The sequence below is a fragment of the Streptomyces sp. NPDC058674 genome (genome assembly GCF_042716505.1).
In the GTDB taxonomy this organism is placed as follows: domain Bacteria; phylum Actinomycetota; class Actinomycetes; order Streptomycetales; family Streptomycetaceae; genus Streptomyces.
In genome coordinates this window covers 40,515-55,388 of record NZ_JBHXSC010000050.1, presented here as the reverse complement: position 1 = coordinate 55,388, position 14,874 = coordinate 40,515, and the positions used below count along the sequence as shown (strand labels likewise).

The following is a 14,874-nucleotide window of genomic DNA, read 5'->3' as shown; positions in this document are numbered from 1 at the left end:
AACCGCGACTGCGGACCGTCACCGTCCTCATAGTTCACCGAGTTGATGACCGCACGCCCGCCCAGCTTCTCCAGACCCGCCCGGATCACCGGGACCTCCGTCGAGTCCAGCACGATCGGCAGCGTCGACGCCGTCGCGAAACGCCCCGCCAGCTCCTCCATGTCCGCGACACCGTCACGACCCACATAGTCGACACACAAGTCCAACATGTGCGCGCCCTCACGGATCTGATCCCGGGCCATCTCCACACAGTCGTCCCAGCGGCCCTCCAGCATCGCCTCCCGGAACTTCTTCGACCCGTTGGCGTTCGTCCGCTCACCGATCGCCATGTACGCCGTGTCCTGACGGAACGGCACGGTCTGGTACAGCGACGCCGCGCCCGGCTCCGGCTGCGGACTGCGTCCGACGATCTCCGTACCCCGGACCCGCTCGACGACTTGGCGCAGGTGCTCGGGGGTGGTGCCGCAGCAGCCGCCGACCAGCGACAGGCCGTACTCGCGGACGAAGGTCTCCTGCGCGTCCGCGAGCTCCTGAGCCGACAGCGGGTAGTGCGCACCGTCCTTGGTGAGGACGGGCAGGCCGGCGTTGGGCATGCAGGACAGCGGGATGCGGGCGTTGCGGGCCAGGTAGCGCAGGTGCTCGCTCATCTCGGCCGGCCCGGTCGCGCAGTTCAACCCGATCATGTCGATGCCCAGCGGCTCCAGCGCGGTCAGCGCCGCACCGATCTCCGAGCCCAGCAGCATCGTCCCGGTCGTCTCCACCGTCACCGAGCAGATCAGCGGCACCGACACACCCAGCGCCTCCATCGCCCGCCGCGCGCCCACGATCGAGGACTTCGTCTGCAACAGGTCCTGCGTCGTCTCCACCAGCAGCGCGTCGGCGCCGCCGGAGAGCAGGCCCTCCGCATTGACCTGGTAGGCGTCGCGGATCTGCGCGTACGTGATGTGGCCCAGCGTCGGCAGCTTCGTCCCCGGGCCCATCGAGCCGAGCACCCAGCGCTGCTGCCCCGTGGAGGCGGTGAACTCGTCGGCCACCTCGCGGGCGATGCGCGCACCCGCCTCCGACAGCTCGAAGTTGCGCTCCGCGATGTCGTACTCGGCGAGCGCGGCGTAGTTCGTGCCGAAGGTGTTCGTCTCGACGCAGTCCACACCGACCGAGAAGTACGCCTCGTGGACCCGGCGCACGATGTCCGGACGGGTGACGTTGAGGACCTCGTTGCAGCCCTCCAGCTGCTGGAAGTCCTCCATCGACGGGTCCTGCGCCTGGAGCATCGTCCCCATCGCCCCGTCCGCCACCACCACACGCGTGGCCAGGGCCTCCCGGAGGGCGTCGGCCCGGGTCTGGGTGTCAGCGGGCGGGTTCGGCAACGAGGCCATGGTTGAGCTCCCTGGGATGCGACGGCTGTCGGCTTTGCACCCCCTCTGTGTCAAGGGTGCACGCGGCCAGGGTAACCGCGCGTCCCAGGACCCGGTGGGGTTGTCCCACGTGGCGGACTGCATTCTGTGGCGGGGGCCGGCAGAGGTGTCCGGGGCGACGGCGCGGCGAAGTCGTGTCCGGGCATGCGAGAGGTCGGCATCGACCGATACTGTTCAGCATTGTCGAACCGCATCAACATAGTCAGTGATGGCGGCAAAGTCAGCAGGAGGCTGCACGATGGCACGGAACATCCAGTCGCTCGAACGAGCCGCTGCGATGCTGCGGCTCCTGGCCGGCGGCGAGCGCCGGCTGGGACTCTCGGACGTGGCCTCGTCCCTGGGCCTGGCCAAGGGGACGGCGCACGGCATCCTGCGCACCCTGCAGGCCGAGGGCTTCGTCGAGCAGGACGCCGCATCCGGCCGCTACCAGCTCGGGGCGGAACTGCTGCGCCTGGGCAACAGCTACCTCGACGTGCACGAGCTGCGCGCCCGCGCCCTGGTGTGGACGGACGACCTGGCCCGGGCGAGCGGCGAAAGCGTGTACGTGGGCGTGCTGCACAAGAGCGGGGTGCTGATCATGCACCACGTGTTCCGTCCCGACGACAGCCGCCAGGTGCTGGAGGTCGGGGCGATGCAGCCGCTGCACTCGACGGCCCTGGGCAAGGTCATCTCGGCGTACGACCCCGTCGCGCACACGCAGGTGATGGAGGTGGAGCGCGAGGCGTTCACCCCTCGCACCGTGACGGACACCGTCGGCTTCGAGGAGATCCTCGGCCTGACCCGGGCGCGCGGCTGGGCCGCGGACGTCGAGGAGACCTGGGAGGGCCTCGCCTCGATCGCCGCGCCCATCCACGACCGGCGCCGCATGCCGGTCGGCGCGGTGGCGGTCGCCGGGGCCGTGGAGCGGGTATGCGGAGAGGGCGGGGAGCCCCGCGCGTCCCTCGTCGCCTCCGTGCGGGACTGTGCGCGCTCCGTTTCACGCGATCTCGGCGCAGGCCGGTTCTAAGCCCTTCCGGGGCCTTCCAGGGCATGTTTCGGCCGGACCGCGGCCACTTCCTGCCCCTTTTTCGCCACATCCCGACCACGCGATGGCCAGATTTGGTCGATCACACCGAGCGGTAACGATCCGACACTTTGGCCTGGCCAACCCTTGACGCATTCTTCACCCGGGCGGAAAACTGCCGTTCATCGGTCGGCATTGTCGAACACCTACCGGCAATACGCGTTAGGGTGTGACAAGGCCAAGGACCGGTGCAGCACTCACCGAGTGCGCGGATCCACCGGTGGGACCCGGTGTCCGCCCACCCCTGGACGTAGACATAAGGAGTCGCGGGTGTCCAGCTCCGACATCTTCATCGGCGAGACCATCGGTACCGCCCTGCTCACACTGCTCGGCGGCGGCGTCTGCGCCGCCGTCACGCTCAAGAGCTCCAAGGCCCGCAACGCGGGCTGGCTCGCGATCACCTTCGGCTGGGGTTTCGCCGTCCTGATCGCCGCCTACGTCTCCGCACCGCTCTCCGGCGCGCACCTCAACCCGGCGGTCACCGTCGGCATAGCCGTCAAGGACGGCGTCTGGGGCGACGTTCCGGTCTACCTGGCCGGACAGCTCCTCGGAGCGATGCTCGGCGCGGTCCTGATGTGGATCACGTACTACGGCCAGTTCCGCGTGCACCTGGCGGACCCGGAGCACATCCGCGACGCCAAGCTCGGCCCCGAGGACGTGCACCCGCACGACCAGGCCGGTCCGGTGCTCGGCGTCTTCTCCACGGGCCCCGAGATCCGCAACGTCGTCCAGAACCTCGCCACCGAGATCATCGGCACCGCCGTCCTCATCCTGGCCATCCTGACCCAGGGCCTCCAGGACGACGGCAAGGGCCTCGGCGTCATAGGTGTCCTGATCACCTCGTTCGTGGTCGTCGGCATAGGCCTCTCGCTCGGCGGCCCGACCGGCTACGCCATCAACCCGGTGCGCGACCTCGGCCCCCGCATCGTCCACGCCCTGCTGCCGCTTCCCCACAAGGGCGGCTCCGACTGGGGATACTCCTGGATCCCGGTCGTCGGCCCGCTCGTCGGTGCCGTCGCCGCCGGTGGTCTGTACAACATCGCGTTCGCCTGATCAGCACCTGCCGCGTTCGCAAGATCCGCAGCGCACACTGATTCCGCCTACTTCGACACCTGCCAGGAGCAGCCACCATGACCAGCAGCACCGGCCCCTTCATCGCCGCGATCGACCAGGGCACCACCTCCTCCCGCTGCATCGTCTTCGACCGCGACGGCCGCATCGTCGCCGTCGACCAGAAGGAGCACGAGCAGATCTTCCCGAAGCCGGGCTGGGTCGAGCACGATGCCGCCGAGATCTGGACCAACGTCCAGGAGGTCGTCGCCGGAGCCATCGCCAAGGCGGAGATCACGGCCGCCGACGTCAAGGCCGTCGGCATCACCAACCAGCGTGAGACCACCCTGCTGTGGGACCGCCACACCGGCGAGCCGGTGCACAACGCGCTCGTCTGGCAGGACACCCGCACCGACGCCCTGTGCAGGGAGCTCGGCCGCAACGTCGGCCAGGACCGCTTCCGCCGCGAGACCGGCCTGCCGCTGGCGAGCTACTTCGCCGGCCCGAAGGTCCGCTGGCTGCTCGACAACGTCGAGGGGCTGCGCGAGCGCGCCGAGGCGGGCGACATCCTCTTCGGCACCATGGACTCGTGGGTCATCTGGAACCTGACCGGCGGCGCCGAGGGCGGCGTGCACGTCACCGACGTCACCAACGCCTCGCGCACCATGCTGATGAACCTGCACGAGCTGGCCTGGGACGAGCGCATCGCGGAGTCCATGGGTGTCCCGCTCAACGTCCTCCCGGAGATCAAGTCCTCCGCCGAGGTCTACGGCCACGTCAAGGAGGGCGTCCTCGCCGGCGTTCCGGTCGCCTCGGCGCTCGGCGACCAGCAGGCCGCCCTCTTCGGCCAGACCTGTTTCGCCGAGGGCGAGGCGAAGTCCACGTACGGCACCGGCACGTTCATGCTGATGAACACCGGCGACAAGATCATCAACTCCTACAGCGGCCTGCTGACCACGGTCGGCTACCAGATCGGCGACCAGAAGCCGGTCTACGCGCTGGAGGGCTCCATCGCCGTCACCGGCTCGCTCGTCCAGTGGATGCGCGACCAGATGGGCCTGATCAAGTCCGCGGCCGAGATCGAGACCCTGGCCTCCTCGGTCGAGGACAACGGTGGCGCGTACTTCGTGCCCGCCTTCTCCGGCCTGTTCGCCCCGTACTGGCGCTCCGACGCCCGCGGTGTGATCACCGGCCTCACCCGCTACGTCACCAAGGCGCACATCGCCCGTGCCGTCCTGGAGGCCACCGCCTGGCAGACCCGCGAGATCACCGACGCCATGACCAAGGACTCGGGCGTCGAGCTCGCGGCCCTCAAGGTCGACGGCGGCATGACCTCCAACAACCTGCTGATGCAGACGCTCTCGGACTTCCTGGACGCCCCCGTGGTGCGCCCGATGGTCGCCGAGACGACCTGCCTCGGCGCCGCCTACGCCGCCGGCCTGGCCGTCGGCTTCTGGCCCGACACCGACGCCCTGCGCGCCAACTGGCGCCGCGCGGCCGAGTGGACCCCGCGGATGCCCGCCGAACAGCGGGACCGCGAGTACAAGAGCTGGCTCAAGGCCGTCGAGCGGTCCATGGGCTGGGTCGACGACGAAGACGCCAGCTGACCGCACGGCCGGCGCAATCGACGAGTAAGTAGGAGTCAAGCGATATGAGCAGCCCGCAGAGCGTTCCCGCACTGGGTTCGCACCCGACCGCCGGCGTGAACGCGAGCCGTGCCGAGACCCGTGATCAGCTGGCCAAGGCCACGTACGACCTGCTGGTCATCGGGGGTGGAATCCTCGGCACCTCGGTGGCCTGGCACGCCGCGCAGTCGGGTCTGCGGGTCGCCATGGTGGACGCCGGCGACTTCGCCGGCGCCACCTCCTCGGCCTCCTCCAAGCTGGTCCACGGCGGTCTGCGCTACCTGCAGACCGGCGCGGTCAAGCTGGTCGCCGAGAACCACCACGAGCGCCGGGTGCTGGCCAAGGACGTGGCCCCGCACCTGGTCAACCCGCTCACCTTCTACCTGCCCGTCTACAAGGGCGGTCCGGTCGGCGCGGCCAAGCTGGGCGCGGGCGTCTTCGCCTACTCCGCCCTCTCGGCCTTCGGCGACGGCATGGGCAAGGTCATCTCGCCGGCCCGTGCCGCCGCCGACAACCCGGGGCTGAAGACGGACAACCTGAAGGCCGTCGCGGTCTATTACGACCACCAGATGAACGACTCCCGGGTCGCTGTCATGACGGTCCGCGCGGCCGTCGACTCGGGCGCGGTCGTCCTCAACCACGCCGAGGTCACCGGCCTGCGCATGACGCGGGGCCGGGTCTCCGGTGCCGAGCTCAAGGACCGTCTCGACGGCACCGAGTTCGGCGTCGACGCCCGGGTCGTGCTCAACGCCACCGGCCCGTGGGTGGACCACCTGCGGCGCATGGAGGACAAGCACTCCCTGCCGTCGATCCGCCTCTCCAAGGGCGCGCACATCGTCATGAAGCGCAAGTCGCCCTGGAAGGCCGCGATGGCCACCCCGATCGACAAGTACCGCATCACCTTCGCCCTCCCGTGGGAGGACCAGCTGCTGCTCGGCACCACCGACGAGGTGTACGAGGGCGACCCGGGCGACGTGCGGGCCACGGAGTCCGACATCCAGCAGATCCTGGACGAGGCGGCCTTCTCGGTGAAGGACGCGGATCTGGACCGCTCCCTGATGACGTACGCCTTCGCGGGCCTGCGGGTGCTGCCCGGCGGCCCCGGCGGTGTCGAGAAGGCCAAGCGCGAGACGGTCGTCTCCGAGGGCGCCGGCGGCATGCTGTCGGTGGCCGGCGGCAAGTGGACGACGTACCGCCACATCGGCCGCGTGGTCATGGACAAGCTGGCGAAGCTCCCGGGCAGCCCGCTGACCGAGGACATGGAGCCGGTGAAGTCCCTCGTGCGCCGCATCGCCCTGCCGGGCGTGGCGAACCCGAACGCGGTCGCGCACCGGCTGCTGGTGGACCGGGAGCCCGGTACCCGGATGGACCCGCTGACCGCGCGCCACCTGGCCTCGCACTACGGCTCGCTGGCCTTCGACATCGCGCGTATCGCGAACGAGAACCCGGCGCTGGCCGAGCGCATCCACCCGGACGGGCCGGAGATCTGGGCGCAGGTCGCCTACGCCCGTGACCACGAGTGGGCCGAGACGGCCGACGACGTGCTGCGGCGCCGTACGACGGTGACGATCCGCGGTCTGGACGACGCCTCCGTGCGCGCCCGGGTCGAGGAGATGCTGGGCGACAAGGCATAGCTCTCACGCAGGTGGGGAAGAGGGGCGGTTCCACGGGGAACCGCCCCTCTGTCGTGGGCTGTGGCCGACGTCCCCTCAAGGCTTAGGCTGACCCACGTACGCGAGGGAACTTCGGAAGGAGACCTGGGTGATCGAGCTTGAGGGCGTGCCCGAGCTGATCGACCCGGTCATGGTGGCCGCGTTCGAGGGCTGGAACGACGCGGGTGACGCCGCCTCCGGCGCGGTCGCACACCTGGACCGGGAGTGGAAGGGCGAGGTGTTCGCGGCGCTCGACGCCGAGGACTACTACGACTTCCAGGTCAACCGGCCGACGGTGTGGCTGGACAACGGGGTACGGAAGATCACCTGGCCGACGACACGGCTCTCGGTGGTCCGGATCGGCGGTGCGAAGCCGCGCGACCTGGTGCTGGTGCGGGGGATCGAACCGTCCATGCGGTGGCGGTCGTTCTGCAACGAGATCCTGGGATTCGCCCACGAACTGGGCGTGGAGATGGTGGTGATCCTGGGGGCGCTGCTCGGGGACACCCCCCACACGCGGCCGGTGCCGGTCAGCGGGGTCACCTCGGACGCCGACCTGGCCCGGACGATGGACCTGGAGGAGACCAAGTACGAGGGCCCGACGGGCATCGTGGGCATCCTCCAGGAGGCCTGCACGCACGCGGGCGTGCCGGCGGTGTCGCTGTGGGCGGCGGTGCCGCACTACGTGTCGCAGCCGCCGAACCCGAAGGCGACGCTGGCGCTGCTGAACCGGCTGGAGGACCTGATCGACATCCGGATCCCGCTGGGCGAGCTCCCGGAGGACGCGCGGGCGTGGCAGCTGGGGGTGGACCAACTGGCGGCCGAGGACAGCGAGGTGGCGGAGTACGTCCAGACGCTGGAGGAGGCGCGGGACACCGCCGACCTGCCGGAGGCGTCCGGCGACGCCATCGCGCGGGAGTTCGAGCGGTACCTCAGGCGGCGGGACCCGTCCGCCGCCGCGGAGCCGGGTGACGCGACGTACCTGCGCGATCCCTCCAGCGGGCTCCCGCGCGCCCCGAAGCGCAAGCCGGACCCGGCCGGGGAGGAGCCCCCGGCGGCCCCGGACGACGAGCCGCCGGCGGAGGCCTAGTCCGGTCACAGCACTAGGGACGGGCATCCGCCCGCGGAGGCTGGTAGGCGGGCCGACGGGGAGCCGGTGCGCGGAGCCGTCCATCCGGTGTTCCGGGGGTCGCGCCCCCGTTCGGCGCCCGGACGCCGGACGGGCCGCCCCGGGGGGCGGCCCGTCCGTACCGCGCGGTGCCTACAGGGCCACGCCCAGGAGGGCGTCCACCGTTCGGGAGACCAGGCCCGGGGCCGATTCGTCGTCGCCGCCCGAGGCCAGCTGGAGTTCCACCCAGCGGTCCACCGCGGCCAGCGCGGCCGGGGCGTCCAGGTCGTTCGAGAGGGCCTCGCGGACCTCCTCGACCAGGGCGTCCGCCGGAAGGCCGTCCGGCCGGGAGACGGCGGCGCGCCAGCGCTCCAGGCGGGCCACCGCCTCGGCGAGGACCTCGTCCGTCCACTCCCAGTCGGCCCGGTAGTGGCGGGACAGCAGTGCGAGGCGGATCGCGGCCGGGTCGACCCCGGCGCGCCGCAGCGCGGACACGAAGACGAGGTTGCCGCGGGACTTCGACATCTTCTCGCCGCCCAGGCCCACCATGCCGGCGTGTACGTACGCCGCGGCCATCGGGAACTCGCCCGTCAGCACCTGGGCGTGCGAGGCGCCCATCTCGTGGTGCGGGAACGCCAGGTCCGAGCCGCCGCCCTGGATGTCGAAGCCCATGCCCAGGTGGTCCAGGGCGATGGCGACGCACTCGATGTGCCAGCCCGGCCGGCCGCGGCCCAGCGAGCCGCCGTCCCAGCTCGGCTCGCCCGGACGGGCGGCCATCCACAGCATCGGGTCGAGCGGGTTCTTCTTGCCCGGGCGCTCCGGGTCGCCGCCGCGCTCGGCGGACAGCAGCCGCATCGCGTCGGCGTCGAGGTTCGAGACGCCCCCGAAGTGCGGGTCGGACTCGACGGAGAAGTAGACGTCCCCGTCCAGCTCGTACGCGGCGCCCGCGTCCCGGAGCCGCTCGACCAGCGGCACGATGCCGGGTATGGCCTCGACGGCGCCGATGTAGTGCTGCGGCGGCAGCATCCGCAGGGCGGTCATGTCCTCGCGGAAGAGCGCGGTCTCGCGCTGCGCCAGCTCGGTCCAGTCGTGGCCGTCGCGCCGGGCCCGCTCCAGGAGCGGGTCGTCGACGTCCGTGACGTTCTGGACGTAGTGGACCTGCCGCTTGGTGTCGAGCCACACGCGCTGCACGAGGTCGAACGCGTTGTAGGTCGCCGCGTGACCGATGTGGGTCGCGTCGTACGGCGTGATGCCGCACACGTAGATTCGGGCGACGGGACCGGGGGCGAGGGTGATCGTCCCCTGGGTCGCGGTGTCGTGGATCGTGAGGTCGCGGCCCTTGCCAGGCAGGGCGGGGACCTCAGAAGCGGGCCAGGCATGCATGCGTCGAGCGTAACCGGACGCCTGTTCCGGAAACGAACCGGACCAGCACTGTTGTCCTGATCGGCACCCTTGCGGTCTGGCCGGTTCTGTGCCTGCCGCACGTGGCTGGTTCACACCGGTGGCCAGGGGATCGAGGGCCACTGCCCCGACGGCTCCGGGTGGGTCCCCGTACGCAGCAGCTGCTCCACGCGGCCCCGTACGGCGGCCAGCTCGACCGCCGTGATCAGTTCCGCCAGCCGGGTGGCGAGCGGCGCCCCGTCGGCCAGTTCCGCGGCGAGCGTGGCGAGCACCGCGCGGGCCTCGTCCGTCAGCGGCTCCCCCGCCCACCCCCACAGGAGAGTGCGCAGCTTGTCCTCCGTGTGGAAGGTCACGCCGTGGTCGATGCCGTAGAGGCGCCCGTCGGCGGCGGGCAGCAGGTGGCCGCCCTTGCGGTCGCCGTTGTTGATCACGGCGTCGAGGACGGAGAGGCGGCGCAGCCGCTCGTCGTCGGCGTGCACGAGCAGGGCGGTGCGGCCCTCGCCGACCTCGGCCAGCGCGACGGGCTTCCAGCCCTCCCCCGCCTCCTCGCCCTCGACGAGGGCGAGGAGGCCGCCCGCCGGGGCGGCCCCGTCCTCTTCGGCCGCGTCGATCCAGCGCTGGACCATGCCCTCGCCGTACGGCCCGTCACGCAGCACGGTCGCCGGGACGAGGCCCCACCCGGTGGCCTCGGAGACCAGGTAGGCGGCGACCTCGCGCTGGGCGAGGCTCCCGTCCGGGAAGTCCCACAGCGGGCGCTCGCCCTTCACCGGCTTGTACACGCAGTCGGCCGTGACGCCCCCGTACGCCACCGTGCACAGCAGGACGGCGTTGGAGGCCTCGCGGATGCGGCCGACGACGGTCAGCTCGCCCCGGGCGAGCAGTTCCTCTTGTTCCCCCGTGGCGGTCACGCCTGGCGCCGGTAGCCGTTCTGGCGCGGGCAGACGTGCCCCTCCGGGTCCAGGGGCAGGCTGCACAGCGGGCACGGCGGGCGGCCGGCGTTGACCACGTCCAGCGCCCGCTTGGCGAAGGCGCGGGCCTGGGCGCCGCTGAGGCGCACCCGCAGCATCGGCGGACCGTTCTCCTCGTCCTGGAGCAGCCGCTCCTCGGCGTCGGCGAGGTCCTCGTCGGAGTCGGGGTCGAGCTCCACCAGGGCCTGCGCCTCCACGATCATCCGCTGCTCCTCGCCGTCCCAGGCCAGGGCCATGGTGCCGACGCGGAACTCCTCGTCGACCGGGACGTCCAGGGGCGCGGTGTCGGCGGCCTCAGCGGGGGCCACGGCCGGGACCGGGGCGTTGCCCCCGGTGCGCCGCACGACCTCGTCCAGCAGCTCGTCCATCCGCTCGGCCAGCGCCGCGACCTGGGTCTTCTCCAGGGAGACGCTGGTGACGCGGGGACCGGAGGAGGCCTGCAGGAAGAACGTACGGCGTCCCGGAAGGCCGACCGTGCCGGCCACGAAGCGGTCCGGGGGGTCGTAGAGGAACACCTGACGGGGCACGTCCAGTCTCCAAGTCTCGGCGGCAGGGGCAGGTCTGCGCCCTGGTGTCGGCCCGTCCACCCTACTGCGCCGTTGGATCACACCGCGCCCGCGCCGCCCCCCACGACGGCGTTCCCGCCGTCTTCGGCGTCTTTGTCCCCGGTGGGCGGGTGCGGCACGAGGGAGCCGAGGTCGCCGGTGTCCCCGAGCCGGAAGACGAACGGCCGGGTCGGCGTGTAGCGGACGGCGGTGACCGAGCACGGATCGACGTGGATGCGCTGGAAGAGGTCCAAGTGCATGCCCAGGGCGTCGGCGACCAGGGACTTGATGATGTCGCCGTGCGAGCACATCAGGAAGACGGCCCCGCTCCCGTGCTCCTCCTCGATCCGCGCGTTCCACTCCCGTACGGCGTCCACGGCGCGGGCCTGCATGGCCCGCATGGACTCGCCCCCGGGGAAGGCCGCGGCCGAGGGGTGCTGCTGGACGATCTTCATCAGCGGCTCGTCGGACAGCTCGGAGAGTTTGCGGCCGGACCAGTCGCCGTAGTGGCACTCGCCGATCCGCTCGTCGGTGTGCAGCTCCAGCTCCGGCCGGGCCGCCAGCAGGGGTGCGAGGGTCTCCTGGCAGCGCTGCAGCGGGCTGGAGACGGCGGCGGCGAGCGGCACCCCCGCCAGCCGTCCGGGCAGGGCGGCGGCCTGCTCCGCGCCGCGCTCGTCGAGGGCGACCCCGGGTGTCCATCCGGCGAGCAGCCCTGCGGTGTTGGCGGTGGACCGCCCGTGTCGTACGAGGATCAGCGTGGCCATGGCGCAAGGGTAAGGGGTGCGCCCGGCGTGCGGGCCGGCCACCGGCGGGCGAGAATGCCCGCGTGATCGTGGACTGCGCGATGTACCGGAAAGGCCGCCGGTCCGAGGCTCCCCAGGACTTCTCGGACGCCCTCGGCGAAGCCCGATCGGCCGGCGACGCCTTCCTCTGGGTCGGCATGCACGAGCCGTCGGAGAAGGAGTTCGACCACGTCCGCCGGGAGTTCGGGCTGCACCCGCTGGCGGTGGAGGACGCCCTCACCGCGCACCAGCGGCCCAAGCTGGAGGTGTACGACGACTCGCTGTTCGTGGTCCTCAAGCCGGTCCGGTACGACGACGCCGCCGACACGGTCTCGGCGGGCGAGCTGATGGTCTTCATCGGCGACGCCTTCGTCGTCACCGTCCGGCACGGGGAGGGGGCCCCGCTGGCCGCCGTGCGGCACCGGCTGGAACAGGAGCCGGACGTCCTGCGCCACGGGCCGACCGCGGTGCTGTACGCGGTGTCCGACGCCGTGGTGGACCACTACATCGAGGTGGCCGCAGAACTCCAGGTGGACCTGGAGGAGCTGGAGGCCGAGGTGTTCGCGCCGAACGCCTCGGACACCAAGAACACCGCCGCCCGGATCTACGCCTTCAAGCGCCAGGTGCTGGAGTTCCGCCGGGCGACGAGTCCGCTGCTCCAGCCGATGGACCGGCTGGCCCTCGGCAGCGTGCCCTTCGTCCACGAGCGGTCCCAGCCGTTCTTCCGCGACGTGGCCGACCACCTGACCAAGGCGAACGAGTACATCGAGGGCCTGGACCGGCTGCTGTCGGACGCGCTCGCCGCTCACCTGGCTCAGATGGGCGTCCGGCAGAACGACGACATGCGCAAGATCTCCGCCTGGGCGGCGATGGCGGCGGTCCCCACGATGGTGGCGGGGATCTACGGGATGAACTTCGACCACATGCCGGAGCTCAGGCACACCTGGGGCTATCCGGCGGTCCTGCTGCTGATGGCGGGCCTGTGTCTGGGCCTGCACCGGATGTTCAAGCGCCGGGGCTGGCTGTAGCGGGCGGCGGCCCGCCCGGCGGCACCGGGCCCTGTCGTGAAAGTCCCGCCTGGCCCCCGGCGCTCCTTTGACGACAGGACCTAGGCGAACCCGGGTGCGCCGACCGGGGCGCCGCCCAGGGCGTCGCGCCGCTGCGGCATCCGCAGGTCCACCATGCGGTGCCACCCGCTGAAGCGCTCGTACGCGTGCAGCGCCCGGATGCCGGCGGCGAGTGCGGCCGCCTTCGGCGCGGGCCATCCCAGCAGCCGCCCCATGTGGTCCATGACGGCCAGGCTCACGTCCCGGTAGACGCCGATCTCGGCGAGCGCGCTCTCGCGGAGCACCCGCTGGATGGTCCGGCCGTGGCCGGCGCGGGCCAGGCGCAGGAGCTCCTCGTGGCAGTAGGCGAGGTGGTTGTCCTCGTCGTGGCTGATCATGCGGACGGCCCGGCCCACCTCGGGGTCGCCGCCGAAGTACCGGACCAGCATGGCCATCTGGTCGGCGGCGCGCTGTTCGGTGACCCGGCTGTGCGCGAGGTAGACGACGACGTCCTTCTCGGTCAGCGCCTCGTCGCGGCGGAGCTTGTGGTGCGCCAGGCCGATGCCGCGCCGCTCCAGCAGCATCGTGTAGTCGGTCGCGGGCGGCACGGGGACGGGCGACAGGCCGCGTTTGCGGAGCAGGGCGTCGAAGATCCGTCCGTGCTTGTCCTCGTCGGCGCCGTGCCGGGTGATCTTGGGTGCGAGGTCGCGCATGCCGTCCGGCACCAGGGCCGCGATGCGTGCGTTCTCCCAGCCGCCCTGGGACTCCCCGCTGGCGGCGATGGAGCAGAACAGTCGGAAGGAGTCGTCGTGGTCGACGATCTCCCGGAACAGGCTGCGGGCAGAGAGCATGCACCGAGTCAAACGCCGCTCGCGGGAGCGGGCAACCGTGGGGTCGCCCGACTCGTCCGAATGAACGAACCGGGCGATCGGCCGCGGCGCGTAACCCGGCGGGGTCCCGGGGCGTTGTTGGCTGTGTCGGCCGTGGCGGGGAAGACCCCCCGAGCCCCCACCACGGCCGCAGAAACCTCCTCGGCGCCCCCGCCGGTCAGGCGTCTTCCGCGGTCTCGGCGCCCCCCGCCGTCAGGCGAGGCCCGCGTGCTCCATGGCCTCGGTGCCGGCGCGCAGGGCGGCGAGGCGCTCCTCCCGGGTGAACCCGGCCGGTGCGAGCGTGAGGGTGGTGACCCCGGCCTCCGCGTAGGCCCGCATCCCGTCCGCGATCCGCTCGACGGGGCCGAGCAGGGCCGTCGAGTCGATCAGCGAGTGCGGGACGGCCGCGGCCGCGCCCGTCTTGTCGCCGGCCAGGTACTTGTCCTGGATCTCGGCGGCTTCCTTCTCGTAGCCCATGCGCCGGGCCAGCTGGTTGTAGAAGTTCTGCTTCCTGCTGCCCATGCCGCCCACGTACAGGGCGGTGTACGGGCGGAACACGTCCGCGAGCGCGTGCACGTCCTCGCCCAGGGCCAGCGGCACGGTCGGGCAGACGTCGAAGCCGTCCATGGTGAGCCCGGCCTTCTCGCGTCCCGCCCGGATGTGGGTGAGCGCGGTGGCCTCCAGGTGCTCGGCGGCCGGGAAGATCAGCAGCGCGCCGTCGGCGATCTCGCCGGTCTGCTCCAGGTTCTTCGGCCCGATGGCGGCGATGTAGAGCGGGATGTGCTCGCGCTCGGGGTGCACGGTGAGCTTGAGCGGCTTGCCCGGGCCGTCGGGGAGCGGCAGCGTCCAGTGCTCGCCTTCGTAGGAGAGGCGCTCGCGGGTCATCGCCTTGCGGACGATCTCGACGTACTCCCGGGTCCGCGCGAGCGGCTTGTCGAACTTGACGCCGTACCAGCCTTCGGAGACCTGCGGGCCGGAGACGCCGAGGCCGAGCCGGAAGCGGCCCTTGGTGAGGGAGTCGAGGGTGGCGGCCGTCATGGCCGTCATCGCGGGCTGGCGGGCCGGGATCTGGAGGATCGCCGAGCCGACGTCGATCCGCTCGGTCTGGGCGGCCACCCAGGCGAGCACGGTCGGGGCGTCCGAACCGTAGGCCTCCGCAGCCCAGCAGACGTCGTAGCCGAGGCGGTCGGCCTCCTGGGCGACGGCGAGGTTGTCGGCGTCCATGCCCGCACCCCAGTAGCCGAGATTGATGCCGAGCCGCATGTCGTCCCCTTACGCAGTACCGGTGTACCCATGAGTAACGTGGGTCTGCGGGGGACTGTAGCGCGCCAGGCTCCCCCGCGGCAGTGC

At 71.7% G+C, this 14,874-nt stretch carries 13 protein-coding genes; 6 read left to right on the top strand and 7 right to left on the bottom strand.

Annotation, left to right across the window (positions count from 1 at the left end):
• On the bottom strand, nt 1-1,376 hold a 1,376-nt coding region (locus ACFWU6_RS23735; protein ID WP_383982935.1), incomplete at its 3' end, for a homocysteine S-methyltransferase family protein.
• 277 nt (nt 1,377-1,653) lie between these two features.
• Here ACFWU6_RS23735 and ACFWU6_RS23730 point away from each other — a divergent pair.
• The 5 genes from ACFWU6_RS23730 (at nt 1,654) to ACFWU6_RS23710 (ending at nt 7,895) form a co-directional block, all read left to right on the top strand.
• Nucleotides 1,654-2,421 (top strand): IclR family transcriptional regulator, encoded by a 768-nt coding sequence (locus ACFWU6_RS23730; RefSeq protein WP_383806260.1) that lies wholly within the window; start codon nt 1,654-1,656, stop codon nt 2,419-2,421.
• A gap of 327 nt (nt 2,422-2,748) precedes the next feature.
• Nucleotides 2,749-3,531, top strand: a complete 783-nt coding sequence (locus ACFWU6_RS23725; protein WP_383982933.1) for an MIP/aquaporin family protein — start codon at nt 2,749-2,751, stop codon at nt 3,529-3,531.
• A 77-nt stretch (nt 3,532-3,608) separates the two neighbouring features.
• Nucleotides 3,609-5,135, top strand: coding sequence for a glycerol kinase GlpK (gene glpK / locus ACFWU6_RS23720; protein ID WP_383806254.1), 1,527 nt, complete (start codon nt 3,609-3,611; stop codon nt 5,133-5,135).
• A 44-nt stretch (nt 5,136-5,179) separates the two neighbouring features.
• Nucleotides 5,180-6,787, top strand: coding sequence for an FAD-dependent oxidoreductase (locus ACFWU6_RS23715; protein WP_383806252.1), 1,608 nt, complete (start codon nt 5,180-5,182; stop codon nt 6,785-6,787).
• A 127-nt stretch (nt 6,788-6,914) separates the two neighbouring features.
• Complete coding sequence (locus ACFWU6_RS23710) at nt 6,915-7,895, top strand: PAC2 family protein (protein WP_383806249.1); 981 nt, start codon at nt 6,915-6,917, stop codon at nt 7,893-7,895.
• Nucleotides 7,896-8,066: 171 nt separating this feature from the next.
• Here the strand turns inward: ACFWU6_RS23710 and mshC are convergent, their stop codons facing one another.
• The 4 genes from mshC to ACFWU6_RS23690 form a co-directional block, all read right to left on the bottom strand.
• Nucleotides 8,067-9,296, bottom strand: coding sequence for a cysteine--1-D-myo-inosityl 2-amino-2-deoxy-alpha-D-glucopyranoside ligase (gene mshC, locus ACFWU6_RS23705; protein WP_383806246.1), 1,230 nt, complete (start codon nt 9,294-9,296; stop codon nt 8,067-8,069).
• A 110-nt stretch (nt 9,297-9,406) separates the two neighbouring features.
• Nucleotides 9,407-10,255, bottom strand: coding sequence for an SCO1664 family protein (locus tag ACFWU6_RS23700; RefSeq protein ID WP_383982937.1), 849 nt, complete (start codon nt 10,253-10,255; stop codon nt 9,407-9,409).
• The gene (locus tag ACFWU6_RS23695) at nt 10,219-10,809 is read right to left on the bottom strand and encodes a DUF3090 domain-containing protein (RefSeq protein ID WP_383806243.1); all 591 of its coding nucleotides are present in this window, start codon (nt 10,807-10,809) and stop codon (nt 10,219-10,221) included. Before ACFWU6_RS23695 ends, ACFWU6_RS23700 begins: the two co-directional genes overlap by 37 nt.
• A 77-nt stretch (nt 10,810-10,886) precedes the next feature.
• A complete protein-coding gene (locus ACFWU6_RS23690; RefSeq protein ID WP_383806239.1) occupies nt 10,887-11,591 on the bottom strand; it encodes a histidine phosphatase family protein in 705 nt (234 codons plus the stop codon).
• Between the two features lie 62 nt (nt 11,592-11,653).
• On the opposite strand from ACFWU6_RS23690, the gene ACFWU6_RS23685 reads away from it, so the two are divergent.
• The gene (locus ACFWU6_RS23685; RefSeq protein ID WP_383806236.1) at nt 11,654-12,637 is read left to right on the top strand and encodes a magnesium and cobalt transport protein CorA; all 984 of its coding nucleotides are present in this window, start codon (nt 11,654-11,656) and stop codon (nt 12,635-12,637) included.
• An 80-nt stretch (nt 12,638-12,717) separates the two neighbouring features.
• Here ACFWU6_RS23685 and ACFWU6_RS23680 read toward each other — a convergent pair whose 3' ends face one another.
• Both ACFWU6_RS23680 and ACFWU6_RS23675 read right to left on the bottom strand, forming a co-directional pair.
• Nucleotides 12,718-13,506, bottom strand: a complete 789-nt coding sequence (locus ACFWU6_RS23680; protein ID WP_383806233.1) for a ferritin-like domain-containing protein — start codon at nt 13,504-13,506, stop codon at nt 12,718-12,720.
• Between the two features lie 231 nt (nt 13,507-13,737).
• Entirely contained in the window at nt 13,738-14,787 is a 1,050-nt protein-coding gene (locus tag ACFWU6_RS23675) for an LLM class F420-dependent oxidoreductase (RefSeq protein ID WP_383982931.1), read from the bottom strand.
• Nucleotides 14,788-14,874 lie beyond the last annotated feature (87 nt).

Coding starts and splice junctions, on each gene's coding strand:
- ACFWU6_RS23730 (WP_383806260.1), top strand. CDS start 1,654: ATGGCACGGAACATCCAGTCGCTCGAACGAGCCGCTGCGATGCTGCGG.
- glpK (WP_383806254.1), top strand. CDS start 3,609: ATGACCAGCAGCACCGGCCCCTTCATCGCCGCGATCGACCAGGGCACC.
- ACFWU6_RS23715 (WP_383806252.1), top strand. CDS start 5,180: ATGAGCAGCCCGCAGAGCGTTCCCGCACTGGGTTCGCACCCGACCGCC.
- mshC (WP_383806246.1), bottom strand. CDS start 9,296: ATGCATGCCTGGCCCGCTTCTGAGGTCCCCGCCCTGCCTGGCAAGGGC.
- ACFWU6_RS23690 (WP_383806239.1), bottom strand. CDS start 11,591: ATGGCCACGCTGATCCTCGTACGACACGGGCGGTCCACCGCCAACACC.
- ACFWU6_RS23680 (WP_383806233.1), bottom strand. CDS start 13,506: ATGCTCTCTGCCCGCAGCCTGTTCCGGGAGATCGTCGACCACGACGAC.
- ACFWU6_RS23675 (WP_383982931.1), bottom strand. CDS start 14,787: ATGCGGCTCGGCATCAATCTCGGCTACTGGGGTGCGGGCATGGACGCC.